Raw genomic sequence first — 19,121 nt, forward strand, 5'->3', positions numbered from 1 at the left:
CGCTCCTGGATTGCCCAGGCTTGAGCGCTGATGCATCCCGACATGGACAAGCCCCCTCTCCCCCCACACCCCTTGCTCGACGCGATGCTGCGCGCCGTTCCGCGCCGCTATCGCCTGCCGGCGCTCGACGGCGCCTGCGAGCCCGCCCTCGATGCCAGTCCGGCAACGACGCTCGCGCTCGTGATCGAACAGGCCCGCGCCGCGTTGGCGCGGGGCGAGACGCCGGATGTGGGGTGCCAAGACCGCTTCACTGGCGCGCTCGCGCGCATGGTGCGCGAGGCGACGCGCGCGGATGGTGGGGATCCGGTGTTTCAGGCCATGGTGCTGCGGCATCGGGCCGCGCCCGTGCGGGAGTACGCGTCGCTGTCCGTGCGTGCGGACCAGGATCGCCGCCTCGTCCACGCCGCCGTCAATGCGCTCGCCCATCCCGGCAAACAGCAACGCCTGGGCCCCGGCGCGCAACGCGAGGCGCTGGCGCGGCTGCATGCATGCGCCGGCGCTGGCGCCTGGAACGAACTGCACGATGCCGCGCAGCACCTGCTGGGGATATCTCACACGCCTGCGTCGGCGGGCGATTCGCCGGCGGCGCGCGGCGTGATCCCACTGCTGGAACATCCGGCCCTGGCACGCCTGCGGCGCCTGGATGCGCTGGCGTCGGACCCGCTCGTCGTGGAATACCGGATGCTGTGGGAACGGTACGGTCCGCGCTCGGGCAGCGCCTCCGCCGTCGCGCAGGGGCTGTCGGCGCGGCAGCGTGGCGAAGCCGCCGAGGCGCTGGCCGCACAGGCGCTCCAGGCGCTGGCGCAGCGGCTTAATGCGGCCGTGGGCGCACCGTCACCCTACCGCGTGGTGACGTCGATGCGCGTGCCGGCAGCGATCCCGGCGGCGCACCAGCATGCCAAGAGCGAATGGGATGTGGTGCTGCTCAGGCAAGTCGCGGCGACAGGCGACACCGCGGGCGGCACACCGGCCTGGGACGTGTGCCTGCTGGTCGAGGTCAAGGCCTCCGTCGACGCCGCCACCACGGATTTTCCGCGGCTGCTGCGCGGCTTGCGCCTGCTCGCGCATGCGGACAAGGACGCCGTCTATCCGTTTGCGACCCGCGAAGGCACGGTGCCGCTGCGAGGCGCAGCGCTGTGCGCCCTGCCCTCGGCAGCCACGGCGCTGTCCCGCACGGTGCTCTATTGCTGCGATGCGCCTCCCGAGCCGGCGCCACGCTTGCTTAGCGCCGCCGCCCGGATGCAGTTGCTGTCGGCAACGCCGACGCTGGACTTCGCCGCCGCCCTGATGGCGGGAACGCCCGCCGACGCGCGCGCGCTCGAGCCGGTCTGGCATGCCCTGCTGGAAGCGCCCGGCTGGCGTGCCGTGCTCAACCAGTATGCGGTGTTGCGGCAGGTCCGTGAACTGATGGTGCATACCGACGACTTGCTGGCCGCGGTGTAGCCAAGGGATGGCCGGGTCAAGACGCGCGCCGGGCTGGCCGAGCTATGTTCCACTACCAGGACGCGGCGCCAGCAGGTCTTCGAAGAAGAATGCCGCCAACTGATGCCGTCCGCTGACCTTGGCTTTGGCATAAAGGTTGGCGGCGTGCTGCCGCACGGTCTTGGCCCCGGTCTCGCGCACGCCGGCGATTTCTTCCAGCGACAGGCCCTTGACCAGCAGTAATGCAACGTCCCTTTCGGCCGGCGTGAGGCCCCAGCGCTCGAACTGCTCCTGCATCGACTGCAGGAAGTCGCGCGTGGACCGCTGTGCGGCCGCGTCGCGTTCGGCCGCCGCGCGCACTGCGGCATCGGCCGAATGCTTGAGCGTTTCGAACGCGTGCAAGGCGCGTCGTCGCTCTCCGATCACGATCCCGAGGATCACCAGGAACGCAAGCGTCGCCGCGGTTTCGGCATAAAAGTGGAACGACGGCCCGCTGCTGACAAGCTGGTACAGGTCCCATGCCTGATAAAGCGGGAAGACGGCAAGCATGAGCAAGAACTTTGGGGGCATAGGCGTTCGGTCTCGGGCCAACCATGACAGTGCCGGCTGCGGGAAACGCGCAGCACGGCGGACGCGTAATGTAACTGATTCTCAATAACAGGCCAAGACCCGTAGCGGCAAAACCGCCCCCACAAGTGGCCTGGCTGGCACAAAGTTCGTACCGGACATATGTACCGGGCCCGGATGGTGTGCTGTGGATGGCACCCGAGTACGGAACAAACGGCCCGAGCGGCCCTGGCAAATGCCGCTTCCCGCCCCCGATCGCGTTGAGCGTGAGAATGAGTCGCATTAGCATGATTCGGCTGCTTCGTACCCCCTGCGTTGCACATTGCGCTCCCCCGCACTCCACCTGAGGCCCGACTCATGCAAGAGATTTTCGTACTCGCACACGTACCGACCCCCGCCGTCAACGAGGGATTCCTGCCGGCGGCGCGCGCGCTGGGGCACTCCGTCGTCTTGTTGACGGATTGTGCCGATGCCCATCGCGCACACTTTGCCGGCACCGGCCTGCCCGCCTACCCGGATGACATCGTCCCGTGCGATGTCTTCAACCCGCTGGCGGTAATCGATGCCATCACGCGCCGCGGTGCCAAGCCCGCGGCCGTGTTTTCCAATAGCGATCACCTGCAGGCCGCCACGGCGATCGCCGCGGCGTACTTTGGCCTGCCGGGCAAGGACTGGCGCACCGCCTACGCCGCCAAGAACAAGGCAGAGATGCGGCGGCGCCTGGCAGAGTCGGGCATCGACACGCTCTGGCACGCGGTCGTTTGCGACAACGCCAGCCTGGCCGCGCTGGCCGACGTGCCGATGCCGTGCATCGTCAAGCCGCGCGAAGGCGTCGCCAGCCAGCAGGTCAGCCTGGCGCGCAGCCACGCCGAGCTGGCCGGGCAATGCGGCGAGATCTGGGCGCGGCACCCGGGCCAGGCATTGCTGCTCGAGGAATACCTGGAGGGCCCGCTGTATACGCTCGAAACGCTGGGCGATGGCAAGGAGCTGCGCGCGCTGGGCGGTTTTCGCGTGACGCTGTCGCCGCCGCCGTATTTCGTCGAGCTGGAAGCGGTATGGGGCACCGGCCTGCCCGCCTCGGTCGAAGCCGAGGTGCTGGACACCATCCGCCGCTTCGGCATCGGCTTCGGCGCCTGCCATACCGAATACGTGCTGACCGCGAAGGGGCCGCGGCTGATCGAGATCAACTACCGCAGCATCGGCGACTACCGCGAGTTCCTGCTGTCCGACACCCTGCAGTTCCCGCTGTTCGAGCAGGTCCTGCGCCTGCACCTGGGCGAGGCGCTGCCAGCGCTCGAGGTGCCGAGGCGGGCGGCGTGGATCCGCTATTTCACCGCGCAGGCGGAAGGCACGCTGCGGCACGCGCCCGCCCATAGCCAGCATGAAGGCGATGGCGTTCGCCTGACCTACCAGCCGCTGCGCAAGGTCGGCGACGCGATCCAGCTGACCAACTCCAACAAGGATTACCTGGGCGTGCTGCGCGGCAGCGGCCCCGACAGCGCGGGTCTTGCCGCGGCGGTCGAACTGGCCAGCAGCAAGCTGGCCTGGGAGATCGCACAATGACCGCCCGCCTGCCTGGTCAGACGAGCAAGTCCGCCACGGCGACCAATGCCGATGCGGCCTATATCTGCGTCCGCGTGGTCGACACCCTGCTGCGCGAAGACGTGCGCGCCTGCGTCAGCCGGGGCGAAATCCGCGGCGCTGAAGCGGTACCCGCCGCCGATGCCCAGGGTTTCGACGCCAGCCAGCAGTGGCTGCGCGTCCCGCACCTCGGCGCCGGCACCCTGTGGATCCCGGTCACCCCGACGCGCTATATGCAGGAATGGCGCCTGACCCGCCTGCCCGTGCTGCGCGAGGCGGGCGGCGCGTTCTCCGCGCTGCATGAGGTCGAATCCATCCTGGCCGCATTCGCGGACGGCCTGCCCGGGGAAGATGCGCGCCTGTTCACCGCCTACTTCGACGAATGCCGTGCCGCGGCGGAGCATCGCGCCGTCTCGATGGCCGAGCGCGCACGCTGGTTCGCGCAGGCGGGCAGCGCTGGCGGCCACGCGCTGCCCGACTGGAACCAGCGCATGCTGCACTACGATCGCGTCGCGGGCTTTCTCGACCACCCCTACTACCCCACCGCGCGCGCCAAGCTGGGCTTTGCCGCCACCGACCTGGCCCGCTACGCGCCCGAGTTCCAGCCCGCATTCGCGCTGAACTGGCTTGCGGTCCCGCGCCAGTGCCATCATGCCAGCGGCGACGCGCTGCCACCCAACTGGCCGGAGTTCGCCGAGGTCGGCCTGGATCCCGCGCTGGCCCGCTCGCATGCGCTGGTCCCGGTGCATCCCTTCGTCTGGCAGCATCACCTCGATGGTTTCCTCGCCGATGCCGGGCTTGACGGCCAGGTCATCCGCGCACCGCGCGCCTGCCTGCGCGTGTCGCCCACCTTGTCGGTGCGCTCGCTGGTCGTGCTCGACGCTCCCGCCTGGCATATCAAGCTGCCGCTGACGATCCGCACCCTGGGCGCCAAGAACATCCGCACCATCAAGCCCAGCACCATCGGCGACGGCCATCGCATCCAGACCCTGCTTGGCGACATTGTCCGGCAGGAGCCCACCCTGCACGGGCAGGTGCTGCTGACCGACGAAGCCAACGGCGCCCATGTCGACCAGCGCCCGTTCCTGGGCTATATCCTGCGCCGCTATCCCGAGCTGCAACTGGCGGACAAGACGGTGGTCCCGGTGGCGGGCCTGCTGGCTGAAACCGCCAGTGGCCAGTGCGTGGCCGAGGAACTCGCTGACCGCTATCACGGCGGCGATCTCGAGGCCTGGCTCGACGCCTACCTGGCGCTGACCCTGCAGCTGCACCTGACGCTGTGGTTGCGTTATGGCGCGGCGCTGGAATCGAACCAGCAGAACTCGATGCTGGTCTACGGCGACGACGGCCTGCGCCTGATGCTCAAGGACAACGATGCCGCGCGCATCGACCGCGCCATGCTCGCGCGCCGCTGGCCGGCACTGGCGGCGCGCCTGGACGGCCTGGAAGACCAGCGCATCGGCGTCGACGCGGCGTTGCCGCTGGCGCAGATGTTCGTCACCATCACGCTGCAGCTGAACATTGCGGCGCTGGTGGAAGGCCTGGCGCAGCGTCGCGGCACCGACCCGGCCGCCGGCTACGCGCGCGTGCGGCGCCACGTGGAGGCCGTCCTTGCCGACCTGGCCGCCGCGGGTGAAGACACAGCCTGCGCGCGCCAGGTGCTGCTCGACGACGACCGGCTGCATTTGAAGTACCTGCTGACCGCGGCGTCGCTGGCGGAAAAGGCCCAGACCGGCGCGACCGACGTCAACAAGTTCTACGGCAAGCGTGCCCCCAATTTCCTCAGGGTGGCCGCATGAGCGCCGGCACGCGCCGGGTGGTCGCGGTGGTGATGCTGTGCCATTTCATCGCCGCGTTTGCGGCGCTGGGCATGCCGCCGTTCTTCGCCCTGATCCTGCAGCGTTCGCTGCACAACGACGTGCCGTGGCTCGCGGGCGCGTTCTACGTGGTGCCAACGCTGCTGGCGGCGATCTCGGCGCCATGGTGGGGCCGGCTCGCGGACCGCTTCGGCAAGAAGCCGCTGCTGATGCGCGCGCAACTGGGGCTGGCGGCAAGCTTCCTGCTGGCCAGCTACGCGACCAGCTCGTTTGCGTTCCTGGCGGCGCTGGTGCTGCAGGGCGTGCTGGGCGGAACGTTCTCGGCCTCCAACGCCTACCTGGCCACGGTCGCCAGCGGCACCACCCTGACCCGCAGCCTGACGGCGATGCAATGGTCGGCGCGCGCCGCGCTGGTGGCGGCGCCGGCCTGCCTCGGCCTGTGGATGGGGAACGGATCGCCGATCGAACTGTACCGCTGGCTGGCGCTGCTGCCGCTGGCCGCCGCGGCGCTGATCGCCTGGCTGCCCGCGGGCGACGCCACCGGCGCGGCGCAGCGGCCGGCGGCACGCGCCACCGTCGCCGGCGCGGCGGCGCCGGCGACGCCGCGGCAGATCTATGTGCTGCAGTTCGCGTTCGTGCTTGCCACCGTGGCGACGTTCCCCTACTTCATCCCGGACCTGCAGCACCGCATGCCCGCCCTCTCCACGGCCGCCGCCGGGCTGCTGTTCGGCCTGCCGCACCTGGTGTACCTGGCGGCGGCACCGCTGCTGTCGCGGCGGCTGGGGCTGGCCCCATCGCTGACGCTGCTTGCCACCGCCTACGGCACGCTGGCGGTCGCGCTGCTGGCCCAGGCCGCGCCGCTGGAGCTGCCCGCGCTGGTGGCCTGGCGGGTGCTGATGGGCATCGCCATGACGGTCGGCTTTATCGCGCTGCATGCGCTGGTCGCCAGCGTGGTGCACGCGGGCAACGCCGGCCGCACCTTCGGCTGGTTCGAAAGCAGTTCGAAATGGGGCGGCGTCGCGGCCGGGCTTGGCGCCGGCGCCGCCGTCAGCCTGGCCGGCCAGCGCGCGCCCTACCTGCTTGGCGCGGCGTTGCTGGTGCCGGCCGTTGCCTACCTTCTTACCGCCCGACAGCGGATGAGCCCGCTCTGATCCCTCCCGAGAACGAGGTCACAAGACAATGCAAACGCAAAGCAAGATGGAACCTGCCGGCACGCGCCGCCCCTTGGCTGACATGGCGGAACTGGCCGGACTGGCCGCCGCGCGGCGCTGCCAGGAAACGCTGCTGAACTGCTACTGCCGCGAAGTCGCGGCCCCCGCCGGCCAGTTGCGCGTCGGCCCGCCGGTCGGGCAGAACGACTGGCCCGCGACCATCGCCATGACCCTGCAGCGCGAACCGGCCCAGGTGCTGGAAGTGCAGCTGCCGCATATCCACGACCGCTTGCTGGCCGTGGTCGGCGGGGCCTGGCTGACCGGCAACTACCGCTACCTGTCGCCGGTCTTCCACAAGGCCGAGAACAAGCCGTGGGCGCTGCTCGACTGGGAAGCGCTGGCCGCGCTGCTGCTGCGCGAGATGGCGCAACAGCATGAACTGCCCCCCAACACCGAGCTGATGGAGCAGATCCGCAACAGCGTCGCCGTCAGCACCGAAGTGCTGTCGGTGCCGGTATCCGCGACGATCCCGGCCGATCCGGTCGACGCCTATATCGATTCCGAACAATCGCTGACCTTTGGCCATCCCTTCCATCCCACGCCGAAAAGCCGGCAGGGCTTTTCCGACGAGGACCTGCTGCGCTACTCGCCTGAGTTGCGCACGCGCTTTGCGCTGGCATGGTTCGCGGTGCCGCGCGATGACATCGCGCAGCAGTCGCTGCTCGACGCCAGCTGCGACCAGCTGATCGCGGCGAATGCCCCGGCCGTAGCCGCCGATCGCGTCGCGGTGCCGGTCCATCCGTGGCAGGCGGGCTACTTGCGCGAGCATCCGCTCGTGCGCGATGCGCTGGCAAGCGGACGCCTGCAAGACCTGGGCACGCAGGGCGCGGACTTCTTTCCCACTTCGTCGATCCGGACCCTGTACCAGCCTGGCAATCCGTACTTCTACAAGCTGTCGCTGAATATCCGCATTACCAACTGCGTGCGCAAGAACGCATGGTATGAGCTGGAGAGCGCCATGCACGTCAACCGCGTGCTGCGCCCGCTGCTGCCGGAACTGGCGCGCGAGTTCCCTGGCCTGGCGCTGATGGAAGAGCCGGCGTTTTTGTCGGTCGATCTCGGGCACGCCGACATCGAGCAGAACCGCCAGGTCATCGAAGGCTTCGGCCTGATCCTGCGCCAGAGCGTGGATACGCTGCGCGCGCCCGACTGCGTGCCGCTGCTGGCCGGCTCGCTGTTCGGCAACCACTATTACGGCGATGCGCGCATGCAGCGCCTGCTCACGGCGCTCGCCGCGCGGGAAAGGACCACGGTGGATGCCATGACCGAGCGCTGGTTCTCCGCGTATGTGGAGCAGTTGATCTATCCGGTGTTCCACCTCTTCTTCACGCACGGCATCATCTTCGAGCCGCACCTGCAGAACGTGGTGCTGGGCCTGCGCCAGGACATGCCGGCGCAGTTGTTCCTGCGCGACTTCGAGGGGGTCAAGCTGACGCCTGCGCGCCATCCCGCGTCGTCCATGGCCGGCATCAGCGAACGCGCCCGGTCGTCGCTATGGTATGACGAGGAGCAGGGCTGGAACCGCGTCGCCTATTGCGTGTTCGTCAACAACCTGTGCGAAGTGATCGCACAGCTCGGTGCCGGCAGGCAGGCCCTGACCGCGCGGCTGTGGGCGGTGGTGCGCCATCACCTGCACACCTACCAGCATCGCCACGGCAATGCGGCGTCGGCGCGGCGCATCAACGGCCTGCTCGCCGGCCGCCCGTTCCCGGCCAAGACCAATTTCAGCAACCGCTTCTTCCAGCGCGCCGACCGCGCCTCGACCTACGTGCCCGTCGCCAATCCGATTCCCTTCGCCGGCATGGAGGCGGCATGGCAATGACCGCCCCCGTACTGCGCTGGTCGCACGTCGCCGGCCACCTGCACCAGGCGCTCGCCGACGCGGGCGCCCCGCTCAGCGCCTACGTCTACGACCTCGAGGCGCTGCGGGCGCACGCCGCCACCATTGCGGGCAGCCTGCCGCCGGGCTTCGAGCTGTTCTACGCCATCAAGGCCAACTCCGACCTGCCGATCCTGCAGACCCTGGCGCCGCTGGCGCATGGCTTCGAGATTTCCTCTGGCGGCGAGCTGGCCTGGGTGCGCGAGCACTTTGCCGAGGTGCCGCTGATCTTCAGCGGCCCCGGCAAGACCGACGCGGAATTGGCCGGCGCGCTGGAACTCGGGGTCGAGGCGCTGCATGTGGAAAGCCTGCATGAGCTGGAACGCCTGGCCTGGCTCGCGCGCGAGCGCGGCACCACTGCGCCGGTGCTGCTGCGCGTCAACCTGGCGCTCGAAGGGCTGCAGGCTACCACGCTGATGATGGGCGGCAAGCCCACGCCGTTCGGCATCGCCGGGGACCAGCTGCCCGCATGCCTGGCATGGCTGCGCGCGCACCCTGAAATCCGGCTGCGCGGCTTCCATTTCCACCTGATGTCCCACCAGCTCGACGCCGCCGCCCACCTGCGCCTGCTCGACGCTTACCTGCAGCAGGTCAGGCGCTGGCGCGCAGAATACGGGCTCGACATGCTTGACCAGGTCAACGTCGGCGGCGGCATCGGCGTCAATTACCGCGAGCCCGAACGGCAGTTCGACTGGGCCCGCTTTGCCGAAGGCCTGCCGGCGCTGTCGGCACAGCGCGACGGGCTGACCGTGCGCTTCGAATGCGGACGCTATATCACCGCGTTCTGCGGCTACTACGCAATGGAGGTGATCGACGTCAAGCACGCATTCGACCGGGCCTTCGCCGTGGCCAGCGGCGGGACGCACCACTTCCGCACGCCCTATGCGCAGGGGCACAGCCACCCGTTCCGGGTGCTGCCGGTGGCGTCCTGGCGCTATCCGTTCGCCCGCCCCGGCGTGCGCGAGGCGCGCGTCAGCGTGGTCGGTCAGCTGTGCACGCCCAAGGACATCCTGGCGCACGACGCGTACGTCGACAGCGTGCGCGCCGGCGACCTGGTGGTGTTCCCGTACGCCGGCGCCTATGCCTGGCATATCTCGCACCACGACTTCCTGCGCCACCCGCACCCGCGGCACTGCTACCTGCCGGTGGAGGCTGCCCATGCTGCAGCCTAACCGTCTCAAGGCCGCGCTCGCGGACGGGCGCGATGTGTTCGGTCTGATCAACTCGCTGCCGTTGCCGCTGATGACAGAGATGATCGGCTACGCCGGCTTCGACTTCGTGATCCTGGACCTCGAGCATGTCGGCGTGAACCCGCAGACGCTGGAGAACATGATCCGCGCCGCGGAATGCGCCGGCACCACGGCACTGGTCCGGGTGCCGTGGGCAGCGCCGGACATCATCCTGCGGGTGCTGGATGCCGGCGCGCAGGGCATCGTGGTGCCGCACGTATGCAGCCGCGCGACCGCCGAACTGGCGGTCCACAGCGCGCGCTACCACCCTCTCGGCAAGCGCGGCATCGCCGGCGGCCGGACCACTGGCTTCGGTACGCTGGCATTGCCCGAGTACATGGAGCGGGCCAATCGCGAGCTGATGGTGGTGGCGATGATCGAGGACCGCGCCGGGGTCGACGCCATCGAAGAAATCGTGGCCGTGCCGGGCATCGACATGGTGCTGGAGGGCGCGATCGACCTGTCGCAAAGCCTGGGCGTTCCCGCCGACGCGCAGCATCCATCCGTGCAGGCTGCGATCCGCCGCATCGCGCAGGCCTGCCAGGCCCGCGGCGTGCCGTTCTGCGCCATTCCGCGCGCGGCCGGACAATGCGAGCAATGGCGCGAGCAAGGCGTGCACGCCTTCCTGCTGGGGGACGATCGCGCCACCGCCTTCCGCGCGATGAAGCAACTGGTTGCGCGCTACCGGCATGAACCATCATGCTGAATCATAGACGAGCGATACCCCCGGCTTAGCGAACGCACGGCCGGACGCGCTGCACGCCGGACCGGCGATACCGCATCGACCCGCCGCGCCGCGCACGCTGACAGCCGGTATGCGTGGCTCACCCGCTCTGGCATCATGCAAGCTGGCACAACGCGACAGGAGCTTGCATGAACGACCCGCACGCCGCCGCGCCCGGCACCTCCGGTCCGGCCTCCGCGCGCCCGCGCACCACGCTCAAGCCCCAGGTGGTCGTGCCGGCATTGCTGGCGGTGGGCCTGCTGCTGGGGTTCTGCGCCGCGTATCCGCGCCAGGCCGATGCCATGTTCTCCGAAGCACAGGCCTGGGTCACGAGCCATTTCGACTGGTTCTACACCCTCACCGTCACCATCTTCCTGCTGTTCCTGGTGCTGGTCGCGGGCAGCCGTTTCGGCGACATCCGGCTGGGGCCGGACGATGCCCGGCCCGAGTTCAGTTTTGTCTCGTGGACCGCCATGCTGTTCGCCGCCGGCATGGGCATCGGGCTGATGTACTTCGGCGTGGGCGAGCCCATGCAGCACTACCTGAAGCCGCCGACCGCCGCCGGCGGCACGCCCGGGGCCGCGCGCGAGGCCATGCTGATGACGTTCTTCCACTGGGGCTTCCATGCCTGGGCGGTGTATGGCGTGATGGGGCTGGTGCTGGCGTATTTCGGCTTCCGCTATAACCTTCCGCTGACCATGCGCTCCGGGCTGTATCCGGTGCTGCATCAGCGCATCAACGGTGTTGCCGGCCATGCCGTCGATGCCTTTGCGCTGGTCGGCACCATCGCCGGCATTGCCACCACGCTGGGCTACGGCGTGCTGCAGCTGGGCGCGGGGCTGGAGCAGGTGGTCGGCTGGGATACCGGCGGCGCGGGTTTCCGCGTCGGGCTGGTGGCCGCCGTGGTGGCGCTGGCCGGCATCTCCGCGGCGACGGGACTCGACAAGGGCGTGCGCCGCCTGTCCGAGCTAAACCTTACGCTCGCCTTCGTGCTGCTGGCCTTCATCATAGTCGAGGGGCCGACCGTGACGCTGTTGCGCGCGCTCAGCGACAACATCGGCAACTACCTGTCCGGCGTGGTGGGCCTGTCGCTGCGGACCTATGCCTATGCCCCCACGCGCGATGCCGGCTGGTTCGGCGACTGGACCATCCTGTACTGGGCCTGGTGGATCTCGTGGTCGCCGTTCGTCGGCATGTTTATCGCGCGCATTTCGCGCGGACGGACGATCCGCCAGTTCGTGATCGGTGTGCTGCTGGTGCCGACCGCGTTCAACCTGGTGTGGATGACGGCCTTCGGCAATACCGCGATCTGGCTCGACATGCATGCCGCCGCGGGCGCGCTGGGTCAGGCGGCCGGCAATGTCGACGCGCTGCTGTTCCGCTTCTTCGGCTATTTCCCGTTCAGCACGGTGCTGTCATGGCTGGCGATCGTGCTGATCGCGGTGTTCTTCGTGACCTCGGCGGATTCCGGCGCCTTCGTCATCGACACCATCGCCTCGCAGGGCGCGAGCGGCTCGCCGGTATGGCAGCGCTTGTTCTGGGCCGCGGTGCTGGGCGCGACCGCGGCCACCCTGATGGTGGCCGGCGGCCTCAAGGCATTGCAGGCCATGACCCTGGTGGCGGCGCTGCCGGTGGCGCTGGTGATGCTGGCGCTGTGCTACGGACTATGGCAGGGGCTGCAGGCGGATCTCGCGCATTCATCGCAGGAGCTGGCGCCGGCCACCAGCTTCTGGAGCGGCCAGCACTGGCGCCGCCGGCTGGCGCAGATCGTCCACCAGCCCAGCGAGACCGATGTGCGGCAGTTTATCGAGGGCTCGGTGGTGCCGGCGATGCGCGACGTGTCGGCCGAGCTGGAGCGGCGCGGCGTCGCCAGCACGGTGCGGCTGCACGCTGACGATACCGAGCCGGGCGAGCCGGGTGGCCCCGGCGCGCGACTGACCATCCCGGTGGCGGACATGCGCGACTTCGTCTACGGCGTGCATTGCCGGCGCCAGCTGCTGCCATCGTTCCTGGTACGCGAGGCGGCCGAGCCAGAGGCGCGGCGCCAGCACGCCTATGCGCCGGTGACGTTCTTCGAGGATGGCCGCGAAGGCTACGACATCCAGTATCTGCGGCAGGAAGAGATCATCGCGGACATCCTGCGCCACTATGAGCGCTATCTGTCGCTGGCCGCCGACCGGCGCACGCAGTTGCTGCGGCGTGCGCCAGGGCATGCGTCGCCGGGTGGGGAACGGGAATGAGGCGGGCAGCGGGGCGGCATCCCTGCCCTCTTCCCGGATACTGGCAAGACGCCTGATCCCCGCCGGCACCCCTGTGTGGCGGCATCCGCACGCCGCGGTTCCCCCAGGGTCCGGCATTCCCGGCCTGTTCTTCCAGTGCTGCGCGTAATTTCTGCACCGCTCGTGTCCCCATCGCCCTGGCGGGTGCCGGCGCCGCGCCACGCCTCTGGAACGAGATTTGCACCGGTTCGCCCGCCTTTTGAAAAAAGGAGGTGCTATGTCAACCATCGAAGAGTCGATCGACGTCCGGGTGCCGGTGCAGGTCGCGTATCAGCAATGGTGCCGGTTCGAGGAATTTCCGCGGTTCATGGAGGGTGTCGAAGAGGTGAGGCAGCTCGATGACCGCCGTCTGCACTGGCGCGCCGAGGTCGGCGGGAAGCAGAAGGAGTGGGATGCCGAGATAACGCAGAATGTCGCCGACCAGTGCATCGCGTGGCGCAGCGTCGCCGGGGCGGAGAACTCGGGCCAGGTGAATTTTTCTCCGCTGGATGCGGGCGCGACCCGGGTGTCGGTGCGCATGAATTACGAAACCGAGGGCGTGGTCGAGGCGGTCGGAGATGCCGCCGGCGTGCTCAAACGCAAGGTCGAGGGCGACCTCAAGCGCTTCAAGGAGTTCATCGAGGCGCGGGCATGACGGCGTCGTCGTGACCAGCGCGGTCGCGGCCTGGCCGGCAGGCCGCGACACCCTCCCGGATTCCGCCCGGTTCTCTCGCCAGGACCCGGCCCTGCCCGTCGGGCCGCCGCCGCGGCCCGTTCCCGCCTAAATATTCCCGTTCCGCCTTCGTCCAACAGGGTGATGCGCCAGATGGCGCCACACACCTTGCACTGAACGGGAGCCCGCCATGAGTTTCGACCGCGACGACGCCACTTTCCTGGTCCTCGTCAACCACGAAGAACAGTATTCGATCTGGCCGGACTACAAGGCCGTGCCCGGCGGCTGGCGCGCGGCGGGGTTCAGCGGCAACCGGCAGGCCTGCCTTGACTATATCGAGCGCACCTGGGTGGACATGCGTCCGCTCAGCCTGCGCCGCTTCATGGAGGCGCAAGCGCAGGCGGGCGCCTGACCATGGCGCCCCTGCAGCTGTACTGCCTGCCTTACGCGGGGGCCAGCGCCACGGCGTACCTGCGCTGGCGGCGCCTGCTGCCGGCGCAGGTCGGGCTGGTTCCGCTGGAGCCGCCGGGCCGCGGTGCGCGGCTCGACCAGCCGCTGCTGCGCGATTTCGAGGCGCTCGCGGCTGACATGGCCGACGTGCTGTGCCGCCAGCTCGAGCGCCGCGCCGGCCCGTACGTCCTGTTCGGCCACAGCATGGGCGGGCTGCTGGCCTGGCGCCTCTGCCACCTGCTGCGCGAGCGCGGCCACGCCCTGCCGCAGCGGCTGGTGGTGTCCGGCTGCGCCGCCCCGACCCGGCGCGATCCGGGCCGGCTGGCGGCACTGCGCGGCGACGCCGCGCTGAGCGCCGACCTGCGCAAGCACGGCGGCACGCCCGAGGCGGTGTTTGCCGATGCCGAGCTGCTGCGCCTGACGCTCGATGTGCTCGACGCCGACTATCGCGTGTGCGAAAGCTTCCGGTGCGGCGCAGTGGCGCCCCTGCCCTTGCCCGTGCACGTGTTTGCCGGCCTTGACGACCCGATTGCACCGGCCGACCTCCACGCCTGGGCCATCGAGACCCGCGCCGGACACACCCTCGACTGGTTCGCTGGCGGCCACTTCTTCCTGCACGACAGCCAGGCCGAGGTGGTCGGCCGGCTCATTGCCTGCCTGGACGCAGCGCCCGCCGCCGGCACGGGGGCATCCCTGACCGCGGCATCCGCCCCGCTATTGCCCGCCTGACCCGCCCCGCCACGCAGGACCCAACGCCAACCGTCTTCCCGAAGAGCCGATCCAAGCATGCAGCCCGATCCGAATCTACCGGCCACGCTGGTGGCCCGTCTCAGCCTGTTGGCCGCGCAGCGCGGCGCCGACACGGCACTGGTCATCGTCGACGCCGCCGGCGAAACCCGCTACAGCTACGCCGCGCTGGACATGCGCGTGCGCGCGCTGGCGGCGCACCTGGCCGCGCAGGCCGAGCCGGGCGCACGCGCGCTGCTGCTGATGGACAGCGGCATCGACTACGTCAGCGCCTTCTTCGCCTGCCTGTACGCCGGACTGGTCGCGGTGCCGGCGTTCGAGCCCGGCGCCGTGCGCTCCGCGCAGGCGGCGCGCCTGCGCGCGATTGCCGCCGACGCCGAACCGGCGCTGCTGCTGACCACCAGCGCGCAGGCGCGCGACCACGCCGAGGCGCTGGCCGAGATTGCGCCCGGCGCGGCGGTGGTGGCTGCCGATGCCACCCTGCCCGCCGCGGCGGAACCCTGGCAGCCCTACCCTGCCCGGGCCGGGACGCTGGCCTTCCTGCAGTACACCTCGGGCTCGACGGCCTCGCCGAAGGGCGTCATGGTCAGCCATGGCAATGTCATGGCGAATGAAGTGGCGATTGCCGCAGGCATGCGCGTGGGGCACGCCGACGTGATGGTCAGCTGGCTGCCGCTGTATCACGACATGGGCCTGATCGGCGGGTTGCTGCAGCCCATCCACAGCGGTATCCCGGTGGTGCTGATGTCGCCGCAGTTCTTCCTGGAGCGTCCGGTGCGCTGGCTGCAGGCGATCAGCCAGCATCGCGGCACGCTGTCCGGCGGCCCGGACTTTGCCTTCCGGCTGTGCGTCGAACGCGTGCGCGACAGCCATCTGGCCGGGCTCGACCTGTCGAGCTGGGCGGTGGCCTACTCCGGCGCCGAGCCGGTGCGCGCCGACACCCTGCGCGCCTTTGTCGAGCGCTTTGCCGCGGCCGGCTTCCGGCAGCAGGCGCTGTATCCGTGCTACGGCCTGGCCGAGGCCACCCTGTTCGCCACGGGCTCCGAGCGCGGCGCCGGCATGGTCAGCACGCGCTTCGATGCGGCCGCGCTGGCGCGCGGCAACGCGGAACCGGCGCAGGACGGCATGGAACTGGTCGGGTGCGGCTTCCCGCGCGCCGGCCATGCCATCCGCATCGCCGGCACCGACCGGCAAGCGCTGCCCGACGGACAGATCGGCGAGATCGAGATCGCCGGGCCCAGCCTGTGCGGCGGCTACTGGCGCAATGCCGAAGCCAGTGCCGCGGCCTACGGCGACGATGCCGGCGCAGACCGCTGGCTGCGCACCGGCGACCTCGGCCTGTGGCATGGCGGGCAGCTCTATATCGCCGGGCGCCGCAAGGACCTGATCATCGTGCGCGGCCAGAACCTCTATCCGCAGGACATCGAGCGCGCGGTCGAAGAGCAGGTGCCCGCCGCGCGTCGCGGCCGGGTGGCAGCGTTCGCGGCCGAAGGCCCCGACGGCGAGGGCATCGGCATCGCCGTGGAAATCTCCCGTCCGGAGCAGAAGCGCGTCGGCCACGTGGCCCTGGTGCAGGCGCTGGCGCAGGCGGTCGGCAACGCCTGCGGCGAACCGCTGGCGGTCGCGCTGCTGCTCAACCCTGGCGGCCTGCCCAAGACCACCAGCGGCAAGCTGCAGCGCAGCGCGTGCCGCGCCGGCTGGCTGGATGACAGCCTGGACGCGTGCGCGGTCTGGGCGCACGGCAGCTTTGCGCGCGGCGGCACCGCTGCCGCGGACCCGGCCTCCGCACCAGTTGATACCCCGCGCGGCGCAACCGAGCTCGCGCTGGCTGCGCTGTGGCAGCAATTGCTAGGCACTGCGCCGGCCGGCCGCGATGCGCATTTCTTTGCCAGCGGCGGCAACTCGCTGAGCGCGGCGCGCCTGGTGGCGCGGCTGCGCGAGCAATATGGCGCCGCGGTGCCGATGCGCCTGCTGTTCGAGCATCCCACGCTGCAAGCCTGCGCCGCCGCGCTCGACCAGCTGCAAGGCGATGCCGCCGAAGCGCCGCTTGCCCCCGTGCCACGCCTGCCGCAAATGCCACTGGCGCCGGCGCAGCAGCGGCTCTGGCTGACCGACCGCATTGCCGCCGAAGCAGATCGCTGGACCTACAACATGGCCGGCGGGCTGCGCCTCACCGGCACACTGGACACCGCGGCGCTGCACGCCGCCCTGAACGCGCTGGTCGCGCGCCACGAGATCCTGCGCACCAGCTATCCCGCCGATGCGCAGGGCGCCCCGTACGCCCACATCGAAGCCGAACTGGCGCTCGACCTGCCCCTCAGCGACCTTTCGGCGCTGAGCCCGGGCCAACGCGATGCCGCGCTGCAGGAACTGGCCGAAGGCCAGGCACGCGACCCGTTCAACCTGGCGCAGGCGCCATTGCTGCGCGCGCGCCTGGTGCGGATGGCCGCCGACGACCACGCGCTGCTGCTCACGCTCCACCATATCGTCGGCGATGGCTGGTCCGTCGCCATCCTGCTCGATACGCTTGCCGCCGCCTACAACGCGGCACGGGCCGGCGTCGCGGTCGCCTGCGAGCCGCTGCCGATCCAGTACGCCGACTACGCGGCGCACCAGCGCGGCGCCGACACCGGCCCCCAACGGCAGGCCGAGGCCGACTACTGGCGCGCCGCGCTGCGGGACGCGCCCAAGCTGCCGACCCTGCCCACGCCCACCCGGCGCCCGCCGGTGGCATCGAGCGACGGTGCCGCGTGCTGCACCACCCTCCCCGCCGCGCTGCTGGCGCACGCCGACGCGCTGGCGCAGGCCCATGGCGCCTCGCGCTACATGGTGCTGCTGGCCGCCTTCCACGCCTTGCTGCACCGGATCAGCGGCGCCGAAGACCAGCTCGTCGGCATCGATGTGGCCGGCCGCCCGCGCCGCGAGCTGGAGGAACTGGTCGGCTTCTTCGTCAACGTGCTGCCGCTGCGCGCGCAATGCCACGGCGGGCTGCGCTTTGCCGAACTGCTGGCGCAGGTGCGCACGCGCACGCTGGCCGCGTTCGACCACCAGTCCCTGCCGTTCGAGCGCATCGTCGAAGCCGCCGGCGTGCCGCGCGAGCGCGCCTGGCATCCGCTGGTGCAGGTCCTGTTCGTGCTGCAGAACACCCCCGGCCAGGCGCGCGGCTTCGACGGCCTGCACGCCGCGCGCCTGCCCACGCCGGTGCACGCGGCCAAGTTCGACCTGGCCGTGTTTCTCGAACCGTGCGACGAAGGCCTGCGCGCCGAATGGGTCTATGCCACCGCGCTGTTCCCGCGCGCCGCCATGCAACGCCTCGCCGATGCCTACGGTGCCGTGCTGGCGCAGGCGCTGGCCGCCCCCGACTCTCCACTGGCCGGCTTCCAGGTGCCGGCCGGCCTTTGCGAATCCGCTCCAGAACTGCCCGCCATGACTGCCACCGCGCCTCGCCCCAGCAAGCTCGACAAACTCGGCAAGCTCGCCGGCCTGCCCCGGCGCGCCGCCGAGGCAACTCCTGCCGCCCCCGCCGCACCGCTGGTGCGGACCTCGTTCCTGGCACCTGGCCAGACCTTCCCGATCGTGATGGAGCCCGCCTCGCCCGATCTCGATCCGGTGGCATGGGCGCTGGCGCACCGCGAGCAGATCGAGGCCACGCTGTGCCGCCACGGCGGCATCCTGCTGCGCGGCTTCGGCCTGCGCACGCCGCAGGAATTCGAGCAGTTCGCCGAATCGATCGAGCCCGGCCTGTACGGCGCCTACGGCGACCTGCCGAAGAAGGAAGGCGGCCGCAACACCTACCGTTCCACGCCGTACCCCGAGCGCGAGATGATCCTGTTCCACAACGAAAGCGCGCACCTGCCGCGCTGGCCGCGCAAGCAATGGTTCTTCTGCGAGCTGCCGTCGCCAGTGGGCGGCGCCACGCCCATCGTCGATTGCCGCGAGATGTACCGCCGGCTGCCCCGCGAACTGGCCGAACGCTTCGAGCGCAAGGGGCTGCGCTATGTGCGTACCTTCAACGACAAGCTCGACGTGAGCTGGCGCGACTTCTTCAAGACCGATTCGAGCGACGAGGTCGAAGCGCGGCTGCGCGCCTCCGGCACCGACTTTGCCTGGCTGGACGCCGACACGCTGCAGACGCGCGAGCACTGCCCGGCGGTGATCGTGCACCCGGTCACCGGCGAACGCAGCTTCTTCAACCAGGTCCAGCTGCACCACACGGCCTGCCTGGACCCGGAGGTGCGGCGCGACCTGCTGGACATCGTCGGCCCGCAGCGGATGCCGCGCCAGGTGACCTTCGGCGACGGCAGCCCGATCGGCGACGACGTCATGGCCCTGATCGGCGAACTGTATGAAGCCTGCGCGGTGCGCTTTGCCTGGCGCCAGGGCGACGTGGTGATGCTGGACAACATGCTGGCCGCCCATGCGCGCGACCCCTACCAGGGCCCGCGCAAGATCGTGGTGGCGATGGGCGACATGTTCGAGCGCAAGGACCTGCCGCCGCTGGCGGCACGCACCGACGCGCAGCACGCCGCGGTGGCGGCCGACACCGCGCTGGAGGGCTGAACC

The 19,121-nt window shown here is 70.2% G+C and carries 13 protein-coding genes; 12 read left to right on the forward strand and 1 reads right to left on the reverse strand.

Going from position 1 to position 19,121, the window contains the following annotated elements:
* The first annotated feature begins 42 nt into the window (after positions 1-42).
* The gene (locus FHX60_RS08905; protein WP_183283428.1) at positions 43-1,443 is read left to right on the forward strand and encodes a 3-deoxy-D-arabino-heptulosonate 7-phosphate synthase; all 1,401 of its coding nucleotides are present in this window, start codon (positions 43-45) and stop codon (positions 1,441-1,443) included.
* Between the two features lie 42 nt (positions 1,444-1,485).
* Here FHX60_RS08905 and FHX60_RS08910 read toward each other — a convergent pair whose 3' ends face one another.
* The gene (locus FHX60_RS08910) at positions 1,486-1,971 is read right to left on the reverse strand and encodes a helix-turn-helix transcriptional regulator (RefSeq protein ID WP_243419773.1); all 486 of its coding nucleotides are present in this window, start codon (positions 1,969-1,971) and stop codon (positions 1,486-1,488) included.
* A 375-nt stretch (positions 1,972-2,346) separates the two neighbouring features.
* Here FHX60_RS08910 and FHX60_RS08915 point away from each other — a divergent pair, with 375 nt between their 5' ends.
* The 11 genes from FHX60_RS08915 to FHX60_RS08965 all read left to right on the forward strand — a co-directional run bounded on the left by FHX60_RS08915 (position 2,347) and on the right by FHX60_RS08965 (position 19,118).
* Positions 2,347-3,552, forward strand: coding sequence for an ATP-grasp domain-containing protein (locus tag FHX60_RS08915; RefSeq protein WP_183283110.1), 1,206 nt, complete (start codon positions 2,347-2,349; stop codon positions 3,550-3,552).
* The gene (locus FHX60_RS08920; protein ID WP_183283111.1) at positions 3,549-5,369 is read left to right on the forward strand and encodes an IucA/IucC family protein; all 1,821 of its coding nucleotides are present in this window, start codon (positions 3,549-3,551) and stop codon (positions 5,367-5,369) included. Before FHX60_RS08915 ends, FHX60_RS08920 begins: the two co-directional genes overlap by 4 nt.
* Positions 5,366-6,538, forward strand: a complete 1,173-nt coding sequence (locus FHX60_RS08925; RefSeq protein ID WP_183283112.1) for an MFS transporter — start codon at positions 5,366-5,368, stop codon at positions 6,536-6,538. The genes FHX60_RS08920 and FHX60_RS08925 overlap by 4 nt, the downstream gene beginning before the upstream one ends.
* Positions 6,539-6,566: 28 nt before the next feature.
* Complete coding sequence (locus FHX60_RS08930; RefSeq protein ID WP_260163801.1) at positions 6,567-8,420, forward strand: IucA/IucC family protein; 1,854 nt, start codon at positions 6,567-6,569, stop codon at positions 8,418-8,420.
* Positions 8,417-9,649, forward strand: a complete 1,233-nt coding sequence (locus tag FHX60_RS08935; protein ID WP_183283113.1) for a type III PLP-dependent enzyme — start codon at positions 8,417-8,419, stop codon at positions 9,647-9,649. Before FHX60_RS08930 ends, FHX60_RS08935 begins: the two co-directional genes overlap by 4 nt.
* The gene (locus FHX60_RS08940) at positions 9,636-10,412 is read left to right on the forward strand and encodes an HpcH/HpaI aldolase family protein (protein WP_183283114.1); all 777 of its coding nucleotides are present in this window, start codon (positions 9,636-9,638) and stop codon (positions 10,410-10,412) included. Before FHX60_RS08935 ends, FHX60_RS08940 begins: the two co-directional genes overlap by 14 nt.
* Positions 10,413-10,579: 167 nt before the next feature.
* A complete protein-coding gene (locus FHX60_RS08945) occupies positions 10,580-12,670 on the forward strand; it encodes a BCCT family transporter (protein ID WP_183283115.1) in 2,091 nt (696 codons plus the stop codon).
* Positions 12,671-12,926: 256 nt separating this feature from the next.
* Positions 12,927-13,343 carry an SRPBCC family protein gene (locus FHX60_RS08950; RefSeq protein WP_092316818.1) on the forward strand — a complete coding sequence of 139 codons (417 nt, stop codon included), beginning with the start codon at positions 12,927-12,929 and terminating at the stop codon, positions 13,341-13,343.
* 208 nt (positions 13,344-13,551) lie between these two features.
* Entirely contained in the window at positions 13,552-13,773 is a 222-nt protein-coding gene (locus FHX60_RS08955; RefSeq protein ID WP_116385046.1) for an MbtH family protein, read from the forward strand.
* Between the two features lie 2 nt (positions 13,774-13,775).
* Positions 13,776-14,540: a thioesterase II family protein gene (locus FHX60_RS08960; protein ID WP_183283116.1), complete on the forward strand. Its 765-nt coding sequence runs from the start codon at positions 13,776-13,778 to the stop codon at positions 14,538-14,540.
* 57 nt (positions 14,541-14,597) lie between these two features.
* The gene (locus FHX60_RS08965) at positions 14,598-19,118 is read left to right on the forward strand and encodes a condensation domain-containing protein (RefSeq protein WP_183283117.1); all 4,521 of its coding nucleotides are present in this window, start codon (positions 14,598-14,600) and stop codon (positions 19,116-19,118) included.
* The last annotated feature ends 3 nt before the right edge of the window (positions 19,119-19,121 follow it).

This window comes from Cupriavidus alkaliphilus (genome assembly GCF_014191175.1).
Lineage (GTDB): Bacteria > Pseudomonadota > Gammaproteobacteria > Burkholderiales > Burkholderiaceae > Cupriavidus > Cupriavidus alkaliphilus.

Excerpts from the sequence above, each read along its gene's own strand:
- FHX60_RS08915 (WP_183283110.1), top strand. The coding sequence starts at position 2,347 with ATGCAAGAGATTTTCGTACTCGCACACGTACCGACCCCCGCCGTCAAC.
- FHX60_RS08935 (WP_183283113.1), top strand. The coding sequence starts at position 8,417 with ATGACCGCCCCCGTACTGCGCTGGTCGCACGTCGCCGGCCACCTGCAC.
- FHX60_RS08955 (WP_116385046.1), top strand. The coding sequence starts at position 13,552 with ATGAGTTTCGACCGCGACGACGCCACTTTCCTGGTCCTCGTCAACCAC.
- FHX60_RS08920 (WP_183283111.1), top strand. The coding sequence starts at position 3,549 with ATGACCGCCCGCCTGCCTGGTCAGACGAGCAAGTCCGCCACGGCGACC.
- FHX60_RS08945 (WP_183283115.1), top strand. The coding sequence starts at position 10,580 with ATGAACGACCCGCACGCCGCCGCGCCCGGCACCTCCGGTCCGGCCTCC.
- FHX60_RS08950 (WP_092316818.1), top strand. The coding sequence starts at position 12,927 with ATGTCAACCATCGAAGAGTCGATCGACGTCCGGGTGCCGGTGCAGGTC.
- FHX60_RS08930 (WP_260163801.1), top strand. The coding sequence starts at position 6,567 with ATGCAAACGCAAAGCAAGATGGAACCTGCCGGCACGCGCCGCCCCTTG.
- FHX60_RS08940 (WP_183283114.1), top strand. The coding sequence starts at position 9,636 with ATGCTGCAGCCTAACCGTCTCAAGGCCGCGCTCGCGGACGGGCGCGAT.
- FHX60_RS08905 (WP_183283428.1), top strand. The coding sequence starts at position 43 with ATGGACAAGCCCCCTCTCCCCCCACACCCCTTGCTCGACGCGATGCTG.
- FHX60_RS08925 (WP_183283112.1), top strand. The coding sequence starts at position 5,366 with ATGAGCGCCGGCACGCGCCGGGTGGTCGCGGTGGTGATGCTGTGCCAT.
- FHX60_RS08910 (WP_243419773.1), bottom strand. The coding sequence starts at position 1,971 with ATGCTTGCCGTCTTCCCGCTTTATCAGGCATGGGACCTGTACCAGCTT.
- FHX60_RS08965 (WP_183283117.1), top strand. The coding sequence starts at position 14,598 with ATGCAGCCCGATCCGAATCTACCGGCCACGCTGGTGGCCCGTCTCAGC.
- FHX60_RS08960 (WP_183283116.1), top strand. The coding sequence starts at position 13,776 with ATGGCGCCCCTGCAGCTGTACTGCCTGCCTTACGCGGGGGCCAGCGCC.